Below are 19,437 nucleotides of genomic sequence, written 5' to 3'. Positions count from 1 at the left end.
TGTGCCCGAGAGAATTCAGGGTTAAACCAAAAAAAAGAAGTATAAACAGGAGGTCAATGAATAATGAAAAAAATCACTTCCGTTCTTTTAGCAAGCGCAATACTGGGTGCCGCCCTGGCAGGCTGTGGCAATAGCAACAATAATGCAGACAGTGGTAAAGCTACCAACGCTCCAAAAACTGAAAATGCGGGCTCTTCCACTGAAACGCCAAAAGTAGGGGTAGCCATTTACAAATTTGACGATACCTTCATGACAGGTGTTCGTAACGCAATCGACACTGCTGCCAAAGGCATTGCTACTGTAGATATCGTAGATAGCCAAAATTCTCAACCCACACAAAATGACAAAGTTGACTTGTTCATCACCAAAAAATATAAAGGCATGCTGATCAATCCGGTTGACCGTACTGCGGCTGGCGTTATTATCGAAAAAGCAAAAGCGGCAAATATTCCGGTGGTCTTCCTGAACCGCGAGCCGCTGCCAGAAGATATGAAGAAATGGGATAAGGTTTATTATGTAGGCGCTAAGGCAGAAGAATCCGGAACTATGTCCGGTCAACTGATCGTGGATTACTGGAAGGCACATCCTGAAGCGGATAAAAACGGCGACGGTGTCCTCCAATACGTAATGCTAAAGGGCGAACCGGGGCACCAAGACGCTGAGCTTCGTACTACTTACTCCATCCAAGCAATTGAAGATGCCGGCATCAAGGTAGAAAAGCTGGCTGAAGATACTGCGATGTGGGACCGCGTAAAAGGGCAAGAAAAAATGGCAGCGTTCCTTGGCTCCCATGGCGACAAAATTGAAGCTGTGCTTGCGAACAATGACGATATGGCTCTCGGTGCCATCGAAGCTCTGAAAGCTTCAGGTTACTTCACGGGTGATAAATTCATGCCGGTAGTAGGTGTAGATGCTACTGCTCCTGCGATTCAAGCGCTGCAAGATGGAACGATGCTTGGTACCGTGCTGAATGATGCGAACAACCAAGGTAAAGCTGCGATCACAGTTGCTGCTCTGCTTGCTAAAGGAGAAACACCTACAAAAGATAACGTAGGCTTTGATATCACAGACAACCAATACGTGTGGATTTCCTATAAAAAGATCACCAAAGACAATATCGATGACGCCAAATAATAACGCTCTAATCTAGATGGAATTCATGATCATATGGCAGCAACGGGGAGCGGATATTCGCTCCTCGGATTTCTTTCAGGCAGGGAACAGGATGAAACCGCTGTGCCTCTCATGAAAAAAGAAAAAAGCGTAGGGGGCGTAACAACATGGAAAAAGCTGAGTTTTTGCTAGAAATGAATGATATTACTAAAGAATTCCCCGGCGTCAAAGCGCTGGATGCAGTTAGTTTAAAGGTCAGACCAGGTTCGGTGCATGCCCTTATGGGCGAGAATGGTGCGGGTAAGTCCACTTTAATGAAATGTCTCTTTGGTATTTATTCACCGGATGCCGGTGAGATTTTTTTGGAGGGTGAGAAGACCTCTATCGGAAGCTCAAATGACGCTTTGAAAAATGGGATCTCCATGATTCATCAGGAGCTGCATCCCGTGCCGTTCCGAAGTGTGATGGAGAATATCTGGTTAGGACGTTTCCCAACCAAAGGGATTGGACCTTTTCAGTTTATTGACCATAAGAAAATGTACACTGACACGGAGAATTTGTTTAAAGATCTGGATATCGATCTGAATCCCGAGACATTAGTGGGTAAGCTCTCTGTATCCAAAATCCAATCCATTGAAATTGCGAAGGCTGTCTCTTTTCACTCCCGCGTTATTGTAATGGATGAACCTACTTCCTCCCTGACCAGTGTGGAGGTGGAGCATTTATTTCGGATCATACGGGACCTTAGGAGTAGAGGCGTAGCTATTATTTATATATCTCACAAAATGGAAGAGATTCTCGAGATTTCTGACGAAGTTACCATTATGCGGGACGGTAAAAAAATCGGAACCTGGCCAGCGGCGGAATTGACCACAGACCTTATCATTTCCAAAATGGTCGGCCGTGACTTGACCAATCGATTCCCAGAACGCTTTAACGTGCCTGGCGAAGTATATATGAAGGTGGAAGGGTTAACCTCCCCTGAAGAAAGATCGTTTAAAGATGTTTCTTTTGAATTAAGACGAGGTGAGGTTTTAGGGATTGGTGGTCTGGTAGGCGCTCAGAGAACAGAGGTTATTGAGGCATTATTCGGCCTGAGGGCTATCAAATCGGGGACGATTTCTATCGATGGTAAGCGCATTCATATCCAATCTCCCAAGGATGCTAAGAAACACGGAATGGCTTTGCTTACGGAGGAACGGCGTGTCACCGGTATTTTTCCAGTCTTGTCTGTTCATGAAAATGGCGCAATCGCTAATCTGCATCGATACCAGAAACTACTACTTCTACTAGATGGAAAAAAGAAAAAAGAAGAAGTCGATAAAATGATTGAAAAATTACGGACCAAAACTCCAACAACCAAAACGCTAATCATGAATCTTTCTGGTGGGAATCAGCAAAAAGTGCTGCTCGCCAGATGGCTTCTAACCGAGCCCGAAATCCTGCTTCTGGACGAGCCGACTCGCGGTATCGACGTAGGGGCTAAATTCGAGATTTATTCGATTATTGCCGACTTGGCGCAGCAAGGGAAAAGCATCATTATGATCTCCTCAGAAATGCCGGAGCTGCTCGGAATGTCTGACCGTGTAATGGTCATGTCGGAGGGTAGGCTTACCGGAATACTAGAAGGCGAGCAAGCTACGGAAACCGAAGTTATGCGGCTCGCTGCACAGCATTAGGATAGGATTTCAATGATAGTTTTGCTGGGCGAAACTAGATTTGGTTTACGAAGAGAAGTACTCTTCGCGTAACTTTAAGGAGGAACACTACTAATGAACGCTAAACGAGCCCAATCTTTTATTACTCAAAATGCTATTTATATTGTCTTGGTAATTCTAATTATGGGTATTGCCTTATATGAGCCGGCCTTTATCTCTGTAAATACTTTACGGGACATTCTAATTCAGTCGTCAACACGGATTATCATCGCGCTTGGTGTTGCCTTCATCCTTATCACAGCTGGGACGGACTTGTCTGCTGGACGTGTGGTTGGTTTTACAGCGGTAATCTCTGCTTCGATGCTGCAAATTCCGGATTATTCCCGGCGCTTTTTTCCTGATCTGCCGCAGGTGCAAGTGTGGCTTCCGATCCTTATAGCTATTATCGCTGGCCTTCTCTGCGGACTAGTCAATGGTATTGTCGTCTCCAAGCTGAACGTCCCGCCGTTTATCGCAACACTGGGTACGATGGTTATCGTCTACGGCTTGAATTCCTTGTACTTTGACATGGACCCCAACCAATCACAGCCGATTGGCGGTCTGCGTCCAGATTTCACTACAATCGGTTCTGGGTTTATTGGCAAGGGGCAATATTCAATCCCGTATATCGTGCTGATAGCCTTGGGTGTCGCCGCCATCGTATGGGTGGTGTTCAATAAAACTAAGCTGGGCAAGAACATGTACGCTATCGGCGGTAACATGCAGGCAGCAAAAGTATCTGGCATCGATGTTTCCAAGAACTTGATCTACATCTATGCGATTGCTGGAGCCCTTTATGGTTTGGCGGGTGTGCTGGAGGCTGCCAGAACAGGTGGCGCAACCAATAACTATGGTAACATGTATGAGCTTGATGCGATTGCTGCTTGCGTCGTGGGCGGGGTGTCCACAACCGGTGGTATCGGAACAGTGCCAGGTGTTCTGGTCGGTGTTATTATCTTTACCTTAATCAACTACGGCCTGACCTTTATCGGCATCAGCCCTTACTATCAGTTGATTATCAAAGGTCTGATCATCATCGCCGCGGTCGCGTTTGATATGCGGAAGTATTCTTCGAAGAAGTAGTTGTGTGGGGGATGTGTGGTGATTATAGCGTTTGCTATTTATGGCAAACGCTTTTTGGTTTGTCCATTTCGCTTGCGGATATAAGCAACTCGTAAGAATCAGTTCATAAGTACCAATTCATAAGTACTGAACGTCGCCCCCTTGCTCCTCGCATAGGAAAACTACGCACGAGCACGAAAACTACCCACTAAAATGCCACCACGACCAAATAGTGTCACCACCACTAACACACAGATCATCAATGGCTACTACCAACATGAAACAAATACACCACTAAAACTACCCGCGAAAATGCCACCACGACTAAACAGCGCCAGCAACACTAACATCAACATTACTTACCACCACCAACTTCAATCAACATTGCCACCCCTGCTCCATCAAAATTAATATTCCACCAATAGGATTTACTCCACCCAATAGTTGCACCATAACCGCCACGGTACTACTACAGCATCATTACCATCACCAATTAATATCATCAACACAAACACGGTTATCACAATCCTCTCAACATTATCAGCATGAACACGGCAATCACCGCCACAAATCAATATCAGCAGCAATAACACGACCATCGTCATCAGGAGCACCGAAAACACATCATATTCATCATTGCTCACCAACAATATCAACAAACTAATATTAGTAACAGAACAGAAGCACCATGAGGTGAGAGAACGGTATAAATCCCGCAGAATTAGTTGAAATGAGCCACGTGGGCCGAATGAACGGTATAAATCCCGCAGAATTGGCTGAAACGAGCTACGTGAGGCGAAAGAACGGTATAAATCCCGCAGAATTAGTTGAAATGAGCCACGTGGGCCGAATGAACGGTATAAATCCCGTAGAATTGGCTGAAACGAGCTACGTGGGGCGAAAGAACGGTATAAATCCCGTAGAATTGGCTGAAATGAGCCACGTGGGCCGAATGAACGGTATAAATCCCGTAGAATTGGCTGAAACGAGCTACGGAGGAGGAAAGAGAGGCATTAATGCTCTAAAGTACGCCAAAACGAGCTACAGTGGAGGAAAGAAAGGCATTAATGCCCTAGAATATGCCGAAACGAGCGATGGTGGAGGAAAGAGAGTCATTAATGCCCTAGAATACGCCGAAACGAGCGACGGAGGAGGAAAGAGAGGCAAAAATGCCCTAGAATACACCAAAACGAGCGACGGAGGAGGAAAGAGAGTCATTAATGCCCTAGAATACGCCAAATCGAGCAACGGAAGTGGAAAGAGAGGCAAAAGTATCCTGGAATACGCCTCCCCCTAACCCCAAAGATCAAAAAGCACATAAACCAACGTTCTCCCATATTCTATAGGCAAATGCCTTTGTTAAAGGGGAGCGACTGGATGTTAAGGATTAGGTTGAATGAGCTGGGGAAAGGGAATGACAATGGTCTGATACAGGCGGATGTATGGAAATGGGATGGCATTGGCTGGAACGAATATATTACTCAGCAGGATGAGGATTTCATACGCACGGAAGAGGAGTTATTCGTCACGATTCCGGCAGAAGCGGGATTATATCGTGTAGATTACTCTAATAAGCCTTTTGAGGCGCCATACTTATTGCCGGAGTGGGTGGGGGACGATCTGCGGACCACGGGTCTGCATCCGGCGCCGTTTAATCTCAAAGAGGGCACACTTTGGGGATATATTAATGACGAGGGCCGTGTTCAGATTGAACCCCGGTACGAATATGCTGAGGATTTTCAGAAGAACGGTCTTGCCGTAGTTCAGCGAAAAAATAGCAGCGGGCTCATTGACAGCACTGGAAGAGAACGAGTGAAGCCGATCTATTCATTTATTGCGCCTTTTTCGGAAGAGCGCGCCGTAGTGTCGGATGCCAAGGGGTACACTTTTATTGATGAAAAAGGCAAAGAAGTGACGTCCGCCCGGTATGATTATTTGAACTCATTACATGAGGGGCGTGCACTATTTTCAAAACAAAATACGACCGGCGGCCAATCGCAATATGGATATGTGGACGCGCAAGGCAAAGAGGTGCTGCCCGCGATTTATGTAGATGCCAATGATTTTATGAACGGCGTGGCTTTGGTTAAAATCAAAGAAGGAGAGTATGCGCTCATCGATCCGGATGGGAACATTCTGCATACGTATAACCATCCTTTCGTTGGAAGTCCGGGAGAAGGTTTACTAGCCTATCAAGCGACTGAAAACGGTAAATATGGCTATTTAAATACGGATGGTTCTGTAGCCATTCAACCGCAATTCACCTCTGCTTTACCTTTTTCAGAGGGACGTGCGGTGGTGAATACCGCTGAGAATTATGGCAACGCCTACGGGCTGATTGATAAACAAGGGAAAATGATCATCCCGGCAAAATATTATGAAGTATTGCAGCTAGGTGAAGGCAGAGTAGCCATAGGAACGCCTGTATTCCCCAGCCAGCCTTATCGCGGATCACGTTACGTAATTGCAGATGCGGAAACGGGAGCGGTCCTGAGCAATCACACCCTGCTTGGCGTGAACAATTATCAGGAAGGCTTGGCGTCTGTATTTGATGCTAAAGATACCTATTTTATCGATAGAAGTGGAAAAAAGGCAGCCCAGCCTCCAGTTATTCCAGGTGCAGGAACACTCACCCTTAGCGGACGTTTGATAAGAGCAGGTGTAGATCAACGCACATCTTATTATGATCGGCAGGGAAAGCAGGTTTGGCGCCAAAATGGAGTCATTCCGCTGAGACCTCCCTATTCCGTAGTGGAGAAGAAATACAAACCGAACAGGGATTATCTGGTGTATTATCCGGTCGTTGAGGGGATTGCAAGTGCGGAAGTTTCGCGAGAGGTTAACGATAAGTTGCGCAAGCTATCCCTTGCTGAAGACGTTGGGAGTGGAGGGGTTTCCCAGGACTTTAGTTATAATGGTGATTTTTCAGTCTCTTTCTTCCGTAAAAACCTGTTGGTGCTGGAGCTGACCGGTTATCGTTTTCCTTTTGGAGCAGCACATGGAATGCCTACCAAAATCTATCCGCATATTAATTTGCGCAGCGGCAGGTTCTATAAGCTGGGGGATTTGTTCAAGCCGGGCAGCAGATATGTGGAGAAGCTCAGTAAAATTGTGGGCAAACAGATCGAGAACGATCCACAATATTCATATGTTTTTCCGGATACGTATAAAGGAATTACCTCGGATCAGCCCTTCTTTGTAGATAATGAAGCGTTGTATCTATATTTCGCACCTTATGAGATCGCTCCGTATTCTGCAGGTTTTCCAACCTTCCGGATTCCTTATGCGGAAATCATGGGATTGATCTCTACGGAGGGCGAGTTCTGGCAATCGTTCCATTAATCGTCAGGTATCCATAGGTTTGCTGAAGTTGCCGTCCTTTCGGGGAGGGCGACTTTTTTTGCTTTTTCTCGCTTTTTTTCGCGAATAACAGGTAAAATGGTATTTTTAGGCAGGAAAACAGCGAAAGAAAGCGAATGTATCTAGGAATCGGAAATCTTACAGTCAAGACTATTATATGTAAAAAATTAGAAGCGCACATTTGAGAGATTTATGCTACAATGACTGAGGAACAAATTACAACTTTGTAACATTTGTAGATGGTCACTCTAGGCAGAAGCATATATTACACGCAAGAAAAAAGGAGATGGCAGATTGAAGAACAAGACATTAAAAGCAATCATCGGTGGTAGCGTGGCAGCTGTTATGGCACTTAGTATTTCTCTTCCATTGGAAGCAAATGCGGCATCGAATGAATCGACAGTAACAATAAAAGGCACAAGTTATGAGCAAATATTACAATATTTTAAACAAGCTAATCTTGAGGGATTCCCTTTTTCGAATAGCACAATCGTGGTAACTAAGCCGCAAACTGGAACAGTACCAAACAAAGACAACACGACCACAACTACAACTACAAAACCGGTTACAAAGCCAGCAGACACAACTACTGTAACTAAGCCAACTGATAATACAACTACAACAGGTGCTGTGAGCAATAAAGGAACCTATGTTCAGCAAATCGTAACGCTGGTAAACAAAGAACGTGCAGCAGCTGGTTTGTCACCTGTAGCTGGATTGGACAGCCTGCACAAAGTTGCCGCTACAAAAGCTACAGATATGCGTTCGAATAACTATTTCTCACATACTTCACCTACGTATGGTTCACCTTTTGATATGATGAAATCCTTTGGCATCACTTATAAAGCCGCAGGTGAGAACATCGCAATGGGACAAAAAACACCAGAAGAAGTAATGAAGGCATGGATGAATAGTCCAGGTCACCGCGCTAATATTTTGAATGCTAACTTCAATTATATCGGTGTCGGTTATGATAATAATTACTGGGTTCAAGAGTTTATTGGTAAATAATACGCGTAGATGCTTCAGGAAGAAATCGTTCTCCGATGTAAGTCGGGGAGCGGTTTTTTTTGTGTGGTGAAGAATAAAAATGCAACAAAAAAAGAAGTAAGGAACTTGTCCTTACTTCTTCTGTCTAGCTCTATGGGTTATGCAGGGGTCGAACCTGCGACCTGCCGATTAAGAGTCGGCTGCTCTACCAGCTAAGCTAATAACCCGTAATGTCTAAAGAGTCAACGGTGAATATTATATAATGGCATTAATTAAAAAGCCAGTATTTTTTTATTTTCAAAAAAGTCCACACTCGTTCCTCGGCAAAAACACTGTAGCAGCGGGATTTTTTTCTTTGCTAGACATTTGCAAAACTTGTATGGAAGAATTATGTTTATGTAACATAGTTAAGATCTTTGTAAATTGTGGAACAATACATAATAGAACGGCATACGGAGGGATAGCTTTGAAGGATTCGAAATGGACATGGCGCAGCGTCAGCTTGATTTCCATAGTAACAACTATAGTTTTGATGGTTGGTTTAGTTTATGCGGTTAAAGATATTATCTATCCGGTCGGAGAGGTTACCGAGAGCAGCTTGCCTCAGCAAACAGCCGCACCGGTGACGGAGACCGTCAAGCTCCTCAAAATTGTTGCGCTCGGGGATTCGCTTACCAAGGGGACCGGTGATAACACCGGAGAAGGGTTTGTTAAGCGTACGGTTACTGGTTTATCCGCAAAAGGTGTCACAGTAGACTTTTTAGGCAATATGGGGATTAACGGGTTGACTACTGCGGGGCTGTTAAGCAAACTGAACGAAGATGGTGTGGAGTATGCCTTGCGCATGTCGAATGTTGTTTTGCTATCCGTCGGAGGAAATGATCTGTTTAAGGATTCGAATATTCTTGAGAATAATGGGGTGCAACAGGGCAACACAACTTCATCAACCTCTGGGCAGGAGCTGACTCCAGAGTCTTTATTAGCCGCTCTGCCAGAAGCAGCAGCTAGACTGGAGAAGATTCTCGATAAAATCTCACAGATCAATCCGAATGCGCAAGTTTACTATATGGGGCTGTATAATCCCTTTGGCGATATTCCAGAATTACTGGCACCAGGCAATCAAGCGGTAACGAAGTGGAATAATACGGCAATGGATATTATTAATGAGCATAGCAACATGACCTTGGTTCCTACGTTTGACTTGTTTAACAGACATTTGGACAAGTATCTATCCACCGATCATTTTCATCCTAATGGTGATGGCTATCAGCGAATCGGAGAACGGTTCATACAGGCTGTGCAGTAGTATATAGGTGAGTGTTAAATTTTGCAGTAAGATCATGTAGGTAAATGCCCTTTGAGCAAGTACAAACCGAGAAAATGACAGTCACAAGGAGCTAAATTAAATATGACAAAAGCGAATAGTGAAGACTCCGGCACAGTCGTCTTGTCTGTGGACGGGGTACGTAAAAAAATAGGACGAAAATGGATTATAGATGATGTCACTTTCGATGTGAGAAAAGGGGAGATTTTCGGCTTTCTCGGGCCTAATGGGGCTGGGAAGACGACCACGATCCGCATGCTTGTGGATTTGATTCGACCTACTGAGGGCAAGATTACAGTATGTGGGTACAATGTGAACCGAAATCCGGAAAAAGCATTGCAATATGTAGGCTCTATCGTTGAGAATCCTGAGGTATATACCTATTTGACCGGGTGGGAGAATTTGCAGCATTTTGCCCGGATGCAGCCTGGCGTAGACAATGAACGTATTAGCGAAGTGGTAGATATTGTTCGATTAGATCAGCGGATACATGATAAGGTAAGTACATACTCGCTTGGGATGAGACAACGATTAGGCATTGCGCAGGCGCTGTTGGGACGTCCACGGCTGCTTATTTTGGACGAGCCGACGAATGGACTTGACCCTAAAGGCATTAAAGAGCTGCGAGAATTCATTCGCAAGCTGGCGGATGAAGGGCTGGCGGTGTTCGTATCGAGCCATCTGCTTAGTGAAATTCAGCTTCTTTGCGACCGTGTAGCGATTATTAGTAAAGGGCGTGTATTGGCAGTAGGTGCGGTAGATGAGCTGATCGCTCGTAATTCGCCGTATGTACTTTGGGAGCTGGAGCCTTTTGCTGAGGCCCGGGAAATGCTGGCTGATCGTTCAGATATTCAAATTCAGAAACTGGAAGACGTCACATTAGATGACTCAATTATTGCCGGGATGGGCCCCAATTCTTTAATAACGATCATGGATCAGGATCTGATCCCCGAGATTGTGGCCGTAATGGTTACTGCTGAAATTGAGGTGAGAGCTGTGCATAAAATTAATCCGACACTGGAACAGCTATTCTTGAAACTAACGGAGGGTGAGAATGTTGAGTAACTTGCTTCCGCTAATCCGTAATGAGTGCTTGAAGATTATAAAAAAGAAACGGTTTTATGTTATACTGCTGATTCTGATTGTACTGGTGCCTATGTTCACCTATGCACAGATGCGTTCAGCCGAACGGAGTCGGGAGAAATTTAATTCCGATTGGCGGCTTGAGATCCAGCAGCAGATTATCGATAATCAAAATTCACTGGGCAGTGACCGGATTCCAGAGGAATGGAAGACTTATCGGCGAATATTTGTACAACAGCTTCAGTATTATCTTCACCATGACGTTAATCCGAATGAACCTAGCGGGGTTACCTTTACCCGAGAATTTATGGATAATTCGGTTACATTATTTATTCCGTTGCTCATTATGGCGGTGGCCTCAGATTTGGTCTCGGCCGAAAGGACAACTGGAACTATCAAAATGCTGTTGACTAGGCCGGTCAAGCGTTGGAAGGTGCTTTTTAGCAAAATGACAGCACTGCTAATGTTTGTCTCGCTTATCGTACTTTCCACATTTGCAATCAGTTACTTTATCTCTGGTCTCGCCTTTGGTTTTAAAGGTTTTAATATTCCTGTTTTTACAGGCTTTAAAATCAGTGGTGATTCGCTAGATATGTCTACTGTACATGCAGTGCCCCAGTGGAAATATATGCTTATGCAAGGTGGTTTGATTTGGTTCGTCAGCGTAGTGGTTGCACTGCTCGCGTTCATGATCTCGGTGCTTGTTCGCAGTACTGCGGCGAGTATAGTAGTTATGATGGCAGCGCTGATTGCAGGTAGTATACTGACCAATATGGCCTCTGCCTGGACAACAGCGAAATATTTATTTATGGTAAATCTTGGACTGACCAGCTATTTGTCTGGTACTCCCGCCCCCATTGAAGGGATGTCCTTGTCATTTTCCATGGCTGTGCTGGCTGTATGGGGGGCCGCTTCGGTGATCATTTCATTCGCCGTCTTTACGAAAAGGGATATTTTGAATTAGAATGAACAAAGTGACCAAAACGTTTGTTTGCATTTCCTAGAAATATAGGAGAGTATAATTTCACGTTATATTCTATCCTTAGGTTTTTGGCAGTAACGGATACCGTTCTTAACAAAAAGGACGGCCAAGCCGTTTCTTCTTAGTATAGAGAAAAGAAGGAGGAGCATGAATGCTCGAACAGATCGATATGTTTGCTGAAGTTTCTAATAACGGCGAGAATGGCCGTACTGGATACGATGCTGACGACATTCAAGTGCTCGAAGGTCTGGTTGCAGTACGCAAACGACCTGGCATGTATATCGGCAGTACGAGTTCTTCAGGACTACATCATTTAGTATGGGAAATCGTAGATAATGCCGTAGATGAGCATTTAGCCAAGTATTGTACAAAGATTGACATACTGCTTCGTAAGGATGGCTCGATAACCGTTAGCGATAATGGACGGGGGATCCCAACTGGAATGCATAAGACAGGGGTACCTACCCCGCAAGTTGTATTTACAATTTTGCATGCGGGCGGTAAGTTCGGTGGATCGGGTTATAAAAAATCAGGCGGTTTGCATGGCGTAGGGGCTTCTGTCACAAACGCTTTGTCCGAATGGCTCGAAGTAGAGATTTATCGTGAGGGCAAAATCCATCGGCAGCGGTTTGAGTACTGGGTGGACAAGAAGGGCAAGGAGCATGTTGGCGAACCTGTAACTGGTCTTGAAGTTCTGGGTAACACCAATAAAACGGGTTCGAAAATTACTTTCAAGCCAGATATTCGTGTCTTCCCAAATGGAATTGCTCTGAATTATGACACGCTGGCAGAGCGGGTTCAGGAGATTGCTTTTCTGAATTCCGGTTTGCGTATTACACTGCAAGATGAGCGGAGCAACCGTCAGGATGAGTTCTTTTATGAAGGTGGAGCCAGTCAATTTGTGCAGTTCCTCAACGAAGGTAAGGATGTTCTCCATGATGTTATTCATTTCAGTGCAGAAAAGGATGATATCGAGGTAGAAGTAGCTCTGCAATACAACGGAGGCTACACAGAAACCTTGGCTTCCTTCGTAAACTCCATTCCAACTCGCAGCGGAGGCACACATGAGACCGGCTTTAAAACTGCGTACACTCGTGTATTAAATGAATATGCCCGCCGCACGCAATTGCTTAAAGAAAAAGATAAAAACCTGGAAGGTAATGATCTGCGGGAAGGCATGATGGCTGTCATCAGTGTAAAAATGTCCGAGGTTGAATTTGTTGGACAGACGAAGGATCAGCTTGGCAGTGCTTCCGCCCGTAGTGCAGTAGATTATATCGTTTCTGAAAATATGGCGCGTTTCTTGGAAGAAAATCCACAAGTTGCGCAGAGCCTGCTGAAGAAATCGATTCAAGCGTCGAAAGCGCGGGAAGCGGCACGTAAAGCCCGCGATGAGATCCGCACAGGCAAGAAACGCAGCGAAAGCTCGAATCTTGGCGGTAAGCTGTCTCCTGCACAATCAAAGGACGTTACACGTACGGAGCTGTTTATCGTGGAAGGTGATTCCGCCGGTGGTTCAGCTAAGCAAGGCCGTGACTCTAAGATTCAAGCGATATTGCCGCTAAAAGGTAAACCGATGAATCCGGAGAAAGCTAAGCTGCTGGACATCCTGAAGAACGACGAGTATAAAGCAATTATTTCTACAATAGGTGCTGGAATTGGTCCGGATTTCACCGTCGAAGACAGCAATTATTCTAAAATTATCATTATGACCGATGCCGATACCGATGGAGCGCATATTCAGGTGCTGCTGCTGACATTTTTCTATCGTTATATGAAGCCTTTATTAGATGCAGGTAAGGTCTTTATCGCTCAGCCTCCGCTTTATAAGTTGACCCGCAAAACGGGTAAGCTGGAGACCGTAAGGTATGCCTGGAGTGATGAAGAGCTGCAAAATTACTTAAAGGAATTCGGCAAAAACTTCGAGCTTCAGCGTTATAAAGGATTGGGCGAGATGAACCCCGATCAGCTGTGGGAAACAACGATGAATCCAGAGTCGCGTACGCTGCTTCAGGTACAGATTGAGGATGCCGCTAAGGCGGAGCGCCGTGTTTCAACACTTATGGGTGACAAAGTCGATCCACGTAAACGCTGGATTGTTGAAAATGTCGATTTCACCGAAATTGTAGAGTAATGTCAGTGCTGCAAGTGACGATAATCCCGATTTTCTAAGAGCTTGGTGATTTATGGGACCTAGGGGGATTTTGGAACTGTAGGAGCGATAATGCCCGGAATTCCAAAAAGCTCTGAAGTACCTGAGAATCACCACACTATTTTAAAACGGGCAGTTTGAGGAACAGAAGGTGAGCAAAGTGAGTAGTTTATCAGAACAATTTTTGCCGGCATTTCTGGAAGAGGTCGTCGGTGACCGCTTTGGTCGGTATTCCAAATATATTATTCAGGACCGGGCAATCCCCGATGTCCGTGATGGACTTAAACCCGTGCAGCGCCGGATTCTTTATGCGATGTACGACTCCGGCAACACCCCTGACAAGCCATACCGCAAGTCAGCCAAAACTGTCGGAGATGTAATGGGTAATTACCATCCACATGGTGACTCCTCTATTTACGATGGTATGGTACGTATGGCACAGCCTTGGAAGATGGGGCATGTGCTAGTTGACGGTCACGGCAACTGGGGCTCCATGGACGATGACCCAGCTGCGGCAATGCGTTATACAGAAGCACGGCTGTCTCCCATTGCAATGGAGATGATGCGTGATATCGAGAAGCGGACGGTCTTGTTTAAAGATAACTTTGACAATACGGCCAAAGAGCCTGTTGTGGTTCCTTCCCGGTATCCGAATCTGCTCGTAAATGGCACGAGTGGGATTTCTGCGGGTTTTGCTACTGAAATTCCGCCACATAATCTGCGTGAAGTAATTGACGCTTGTATCGCAGTGATGCAGAAGCCAAATATTGAGCTGGAAGAAATTATGACCTTCATGAAAGGTCCGGATTTCCCTACAGGCGGCACAATCATGGGCGGAGACGGCATCATGGATGCTTACCGCACAGGTAAAGGCCGTATTTACCTGCGCTCCAAAACAGAGATTGAGAATATGCGGGGCGGCAAGCAGCAAATCGTGATCACGGAAGTTCCATTCCAGATTGTAAAATCACGGTTGGTTACTTCCATGGAGAATATTCGGCTGGAGAAAAAGATCGATGGCATTGCCGAGGTTCGTGATGAGAGCGGCCGTGAGGGACTGCGGATTGTAGTCGAACTCAAAAAAGAGGCTGATGCTCAAGGCGTGTTGGCGTATCTGCTCAAAAAAACCGATCTTCAAATTACCTATAACTTCAATATGGTTGCTATTGTTAACAAAGCACCTCAGCAGCTTGGTCTAAAAGCCATCCTGGAAGCTTATATCGCACATCAGCGTGAAGTTGTGACTCATCGCACCCAGTTCGATCTGGAACGCGCTGAAGACCGTGCTCATGTCTTAGAGGGCTTAGTTAAAGCACTAAACATCCTGGATGAGGTTATCGCTGCGATCAAAGCTTCGAAAAATCGTCAGGATGCTCAGAACAATCTCGTATGGATGTTCGGCTTCAGTGAACGCCAAGCCGATTCGATCCTTACTTTGCAATTGTATCGTCTGACCAATCTGGAGATCACTTCACTCCAGAAAGAATTAGATGAAATGATGGCAAAGATTACACATCTGCGCGGCATTTTGGATAGCGACAAAAAGCTAGTTGCTGTAATTCGTAAGGAACTGCTGGAGATTCGCGACAAATACGGCATTGATCGCCGTTCTCTGATCCAAGGCGAAGTCGAGGAGCTCAAGGTTAGCCTTGAAGCGCTGGTCAACGCGGAGGATGTGCTCGTTGCTCTTTCAGCAGATGGTTATATTAAGCGGACTAGTATGCTTTCCTTCACCCGTTCTGGTGGGGAGCGTCATACCTCAGGCGTCAAAGAAGGCGATCATATCGTCAGGCTGCTGGATGTAAATACCCGTGACAGTCTGCTGGTATTTACCCGCAAGGGGCAATACTTCTTGCTTCCTGTGCACCAGATTCCGGAGTTTAAATGGAAAGAGCCTGGTACAGCGATTGTGAATGTTATTGGATTGTCTAAAGGAGATGGAATCGTTAGTGTGATTCCGGTGAATAATCTAGATGATCCGCAGCAGAGCCTTGTGTTTGTCACCCGTCGGGGTCAGGTGAAGCGTACAGAGCTCAAGGAATACTCTACAAGCCGTTCTGGAGCTGTAGCGGCCTGTAAGGTAGCCGAGGGTGATGAGATCATTACAGTGGCTTCTAGTACGAATGACAAGGACATTGTGCTGGTCACCCGTGAGGGAATGAGTATCCGATTCCATGAGAATGAGGTTAACCCTATGGGGCGCGTTGCATCCGGTGTAAGAGGAATTCAGCTGCGCGAGGGCGACGAGGTGATTTCCTGCTTCTGGGTCAGCGAAGATGAAGGCGAAATCCTTGCCATTTCTGATATTGGTTATGCGAAACGTTCATTACTTGTGGATTATCCATCACAAAGCCGTGGTGGCAAAGGAATGCCAACCTTCGAATTCAAGGAAGGCAAACGAATACGTCCAAATGGCAGCAGGTTAGCAGGGGCTTTCTATTGCAAGGAGCCATTAGAACTGAATGCCGTTACCCGTGAGAATGCCCACTATACGTTCTCCTCTGAATCAGCGCCGCTGGGCGAGCGTCGTTCTACAGGCAAACAGATTGTAGCTGTGGAGAAAAAGGATGAGATCATAAATCTTTTCCCATCAGTTCATTAAAACTAGCGATTAACAAGTGATTTTATAACGGCGTTTAGTCCGCTCTTTTGGAGGGTTGACTAAGCGTCGTTTTTAATTTTTTTATGCTGAAGGTCCGGCAGATTTATTTTTTCTTCGTTTGCAGGAAATGGAAGTTGTTTCGCGAAAATGTAGATATACCGGATAGAACCGCGAGGAAAGGAAGGAATAAGTGTGCATGCTTCTGAATTCAGTAAAATTTGGCATAAGATTTTAAAAGATTATAAATTACATATGGACAGTAATCTTGCTCCAACGCTGACGGATGCCCAACTTACTGTACTTGAACTGCTTCAGGAACGCGACGCCATGAAGCCTTCTGATCTGGCTCCACATTTGGCGACCAGTCCTGCAGCGGTTACGATGTTACTTGATCGGATGGAGAAACATGAGCTTATTGTGCGGGAAAGAGATGCTTCGGACCGGCGGATTGTATGGGTGAGTATAACGGAGACTGGAATGGAAGAAACTGCACGGGGTCTAAAGATCCGCAGTGATTTTTTTGCGGAAGCGCTTGATCCGATCTCCTCTCATAACCAACAGTTACTGCTCTACTTAATGGGCAAAATGGTTGTTACAACTACACCGGAGGGTTCTACACCTTGAAGCAAATAGCTTGGCTGTATCACTAGTGCATTTAGAGTATGTAGAAGCTTTTAGAGTGTTTTAGAGCAATTAGAGGCATCTAGATGTATTTAGTTGTATTTTGTACAGCTATTGTTTGCTATTTACTCGAGTGATGAAATATAACTGTATTTTATACAACTATTTTCTTGATTTACTTCTCTTTTTGCAGTTTCCCTGATTTTTAATTGTAAAGAGTACACTTAAAATCCGATCTATTGCTTTTTTATTCGGAATAAGTGTATAGAATGCAGTTATCTTACTTTTCATTTCAGATTCCATCTAGGATCCACTGCTGATCAACTACTGATCAACTACTGATCCACCGCTAAACAGAGCGGTGGATCGTTAGCTAAGTTCAGGCTGGAAGGTGGAAGGAATGTTTAATCTCGAAGGGATATTCCATGCCCGGCTGGAATAATCGGACTAAGCATTCGTGCGGAGCTAGGAAGAACTCTCCAACGTGGACCCTCTTCCCATAGTCTCTGATCAAGTAGCAGACGCAGAACCAAAAACAAGGCAGTGATTCTCCACTAACCGGAGAATCACTGCCTTGTTTTAAATAACAGGGTTTGTTTCATTGCCTAAAAAGGGCTGCTTCAGGACAGCCCTTCTTGTAGTGTTTCACGCGGCCACAGATCCCAAGGATGGGTTTGTGGGGGCAGAGAGATGAGTTCCACTTCTTCTTTAGTAACAGGATGAGGGAATCCTACAAGTGCTGACCATAACGCAATTTGTTGCCCCGGTCTGTTCACTGAAGCCCCGTACTTCTGATCACCGTATAATGGACAGCCGATCGAACTCAGCTGCACCCGAATTTGGTGGGAACGCCCTGTAAGTAAATCAATCTTAAGCAGGCTGTATCCTTCTGCACTGTCAAGCACTGTGTAATCCAGAATTGCTTCCTTGCCGCCGGGAGTTCCTTTTCGAACCACGGTGACGGTGTTACTCTTTGCGTCTTTAAGCAGCGTATCTGTAAGACGGCCACGAGTGGCTGGCGGTTTACCATGCACGACTGTTAAATACACCTTATGAAAGCCGTGAGTACGGACACTCTCGGATAGTCTTGAAGCCGCTTTGGAAGTCTTGGCAAAAATCATTGCGCCCCCAACCGGTCGATCCAAACGGTGGACCAGACCTATATAGACGTTGCCGGGTTTGTTGAAACGTTCCTTCACATCTTCTTTCAGCAGGTTCAGCAGGTCAGGATCTCCTGTTGCATCCTCCTGAACAGGAATATTCACGGGTTTTACAATCCCTAGAAGATGGTTGTCTTCGTACAAGACTTCAAATCGTTGCGATCCGCTGCTTACAGCCTCATTGTTGCCGGAACTATGCTGTGTCATGGCTTACGCCTCCCAGCGACCCAGGATACCACATGGCAGATTCATGCCGGAGGAGGTGATCGGAAGACCGATTTCGCCGGAGGTAAGTTTTCCGCCATAACGTTTGCCCATGGTCATAGACAACATGTTGCGCAGTACAGTTGGAGAAATTCCTGTGGTGTAGGAATTAATGAGCATGAACAAAGGGTTGTCGCTCATAATCTCCATACAGCTCTCAAGGAAAGGATACAAGCTTGATTCAAGCTTCCACATTTCTCCACCAGGTCCTCTTCCGTAAGAAGGAGGGTCCATAATAATCGCATCATATTTGCTGCCGCGGCGTTGTTCACGTTGTACGAACTTGAATACATCATCCGTGATAAAGCGGACTGGACGTTCTCCAAGACCAGACAGCTGAACGTTTTCTTTCGCCCACTGCACCATACCTTTGGCTGCATCCACGTGAACGACAGACGCTCCGGCACTCGCCGCTGCCACAGTAGCTCCACCTGTGTAAGCAAAAAGATTCAGCACTGAAATTGGACGGTTAGCCGCTGCAATCTTGTCCATCATCCAGCTCCAGTTGGCTGCTTGTTCCGGGAATAGTCCTGTATGCTTGAAGTTTGTAGGACGTAAGTGGAATTTTAATTTACCATAGCTAATCTTCCAATCGTCCGGAATGTTTTTTTTCATTTCCCATTGTCCGCCACCAGCGGAGGAACGGTGATAATGTCCGTGCACATCACGCCATTTAGCGGTCTCATTATTTAGAGGCCAAATAATCTGTGGATCAGGACGACGCAAGATAATATCGCCCCAGCGTTCGAGCTTCTCTCCACCGCCTGTATCAATTACTTCATAGTCTTTCCAATCGCTCGCTATATACATGATTTAATCCATCCTTCAAAAAAATTCATTTAGCCTTTATTGTACAACATTTCACCTGATTGCTACAAACAAATTACACCTCAACCAGCTTCACCAATAATTTTGTCCAATGCTAATGAAGTGTATAATATTCCCATGCTTATGCGGCTATTCAACTGGTGCTGCAAGACTTGATTGTGTATGATCAGATAGTAGAGTTCTTACCCTATTTACGATC

General features: G+C 45.4%; 15 protein-coding genes and 1 tRNA gene. 12 read left to right on the top strand and 4 right to left on the bottom strand.

The features are described from left to right. Positions 1-63: 63 nt before the first annotated feature. The 3 genes from MHI25_RS20880 to mglC all read left to right on the top strand — a co-directional run bounded on the left by MHI25_RS20880 (position 64) and on the right by mglC (position 3,893). Complete coding sequence (locus MHI25_RS20880) at positions 64-1,134, top strand: galactose ABC transporter substrate-binding protein (protein WP_094903385.1); 1,071 nt, start codon at positions 64-66, stop codon at positions 1,132-1,134. A gap of 146 nt (positions 1,135-1,280) precedes the next feature. After that, on the top strand, positions 1,281-2,792 hold the full coding sequence (locus tag MHI25_RS20875) for a sugar ABC transporter ATP-binding protein (protein WP_076101437.1): 1,512 nt from the start codon (positions 1,281-1,283) through the stop codon (positions 2,790-2,792). A gap of 93 nt (positions 2,793-2,885) precedes the next feature. Beyond that, a complete protein-coding gene (gene mglC / locus MHI25_RS20870; protein ID WP_076127586.1) occupies positions 2,886-3,893 on the top strand; it encodes a galactose/methyl galactoside ABC transporter permease MglC in 1,008 nt (335 codons plus the stop codon). 407 nt (positions 3,894-4,300) lie between these two features. Here the strand turns inward: mglC and MHI25_RS20865 are convergent, their stop codons facing one another. Continuing rightward, the gene (locus tag MHI25_RS20865) at positions 4,301-4,531 is read right to left on the bottom strand and encodes a hypothetical protein (protein WP_340394165.1); all 231 of its coding nucleotides are present in this window, start codon (positions 4,529-4,531) and stop codon (positions 4,301-4,303) included. Positions 4,532-4,620: 89 nt separating this feature from the next. Between MHI25_RS20865 and MHI25_RS20860 the strand changes: the two genes are divergently transcribed. From MHI25_RS20860 to MHI25_RS20850, 3 genes are all read left to right on the top strand, one after another. Further along, positions 4,621-5,169, top strand: a complete 549-nt coding sequence (locus MHI25_RS20860; RefSeq protein ID WP_340394162.1) for a hypothetical protein — start codon at positions 4,621-4,623, stop codon at positions 5,167-5,169. An 80-nt stretch (positions 5,170-5,249) separates the two neighbouring features. Continuing rightward, positions 5,250-7,214, top strand: a complete 1,965-nt coding sequence (locus MHI25_RS20855) for a WG repeat-containing protein (protein ID WP_340394161.1) — start codon at positions 5,250-5,252, stop codon at positions 7,212-7,214. Positions 7,215-7,526: 312 nt separating this feature from the next. Further along, entirely contained in the window at positions 7,527-8,243 is a 717-nt protein-coding gene (locus MHI25_RS20850; RefSeq protein ID WP_036685704.1) for a CAP domain-containing protein, read from the top strand. Positions 8,244-8,376: 133 nt separating this feature from the next. On the opposite strand, the gene MHI25_RS20845 is transcribed toward MHI25_RS20850, so the two are convergent. Further along, positions 8,377-8,449: transfer RNA gene (locus tag MHI25_RS20845), tRNA-Lys, on the bottom strand. Positions 8,450-8,688: 239 nt separating this feature from the next. Here MHI25_RS20845 and MHI25_RS20840 point away from each other — a divergent pair. The 6 genes from MHI25_RS20840 (at position 8,689) to MHI25_RS20815 (ending at position 16,989) form a co-directional block, all read left to right on the top strand. Next, on the top strand, positions 8,689-9,528 hold the full coding sequence (locus MHI25_RS20840; RefSeq protein WP_340394159.1) for a GDSL-type esterase/lipase family protein: 840 nt from the start codon (positions 8,689-8,691) through the stop codon (positions 9,526-9,528). 102 nt (positions 9,529-9,630) lie between these two features. Continuing rightward, a complete protein-coding gene (locus tag MHI25_RS20835) occupies positions 9,631-10,611 on the top strand; it encodes an ABC transporter ATP-binding protein (protein ID WP_036685707.1) in 981 nt (326 codons plus the stop codon). After that, positions 10,604-11,593 (top strand): ABC transporter permease, encoded by a 990-nt coding sequence (locus MHI25_RS20830; protein WP_036685819.1) that lies wholly within the window; start codon positions 10,604-10,606, stop codon positions 11,591-11,593. The genes MHI25_RS20835 and MHI25_RS20830 overlap by 8 nt, the downstream gene beginning before the upstream one ends. A gap of 169 nt (positions 11,594-11,762) precedes the next feature. Further along, entirely contained in the window at positions 11,763-13,745 is a 1,983-nt protein-coding gene (gene parE, locus MHI25_RS20825; protein WP_076183949.1) for a DNA topoisomerase IV subunit B, read from the top strand. A 178-nt stretch (positions 13,746-13,923) separates the two neighbouring features. Beyond that, positions 13,924-16,365 (top strand): DNA gyrase subunit A, encoded by a 2,442-nt coding sequence (gene gyrA, locus MHI25_RS20820; protein ID WP_339168788.1) that lies wholly within the window; start codon positions 13,924-13,926, stop codon positions 16,363-16,365. A gap of 192 nt (positions 16,366-16,557) precedes the next feature. Beyond that, a complete protein-coding gene (locus tag MHI25_RS20815) occupies positions 16,558-16,989 on the top strand; it encodes a MarR family transcriptional regulator (protein WP_076127601.1) in 432 nt (143 codons plus the stop codon). 617 nt (positions 16,990-17,606) lie between these two features. Here the strand turns inward: MHI25_RS20815 and MHI25_RS20810 are convergent. Beyond that, positions 17,607-18,353 (bottom strand): RluA family pseudouridine synthase, encoded by a 747-nt coding sequence (locus MHI25_RS20810; protein WP_340394157.1) that lies wholly within the window; start codon positions 18,351-18,353, stop codon positions 17,607-17,609. Positions 18,354-18,356: 3 nt separating this feature from the next. Continuing rightward, a complete protein-coding gene (locus MHI25_RS20805) occupies positions 18,357-19,220 on the bottom strand; it encodes a class I SAM-dependent methyltransferase (protein WP_340394155.1) in 864 nt (287 codons plus the stop codon). Between the last annotated feature and the right edge of the window lie 217 nt (positions 19,221-19,437).

This window comes from Paenibacillus sp. FSL E2-0177 (assembly GCF_037992975.1).
Classification (GTDB): domain Bacteria; phylum Bacillota; class Bacilli; order Paenibacillales; family Paenibacillaceae; genus Paenibacillus_AQ; species Paenibacillus_AQ odorifer.
The sequence above is the reverse complement of the archived record's forward strand: the minus strand, read 5'-3'. Positions and strand labels throughout refer to the sequence as shown.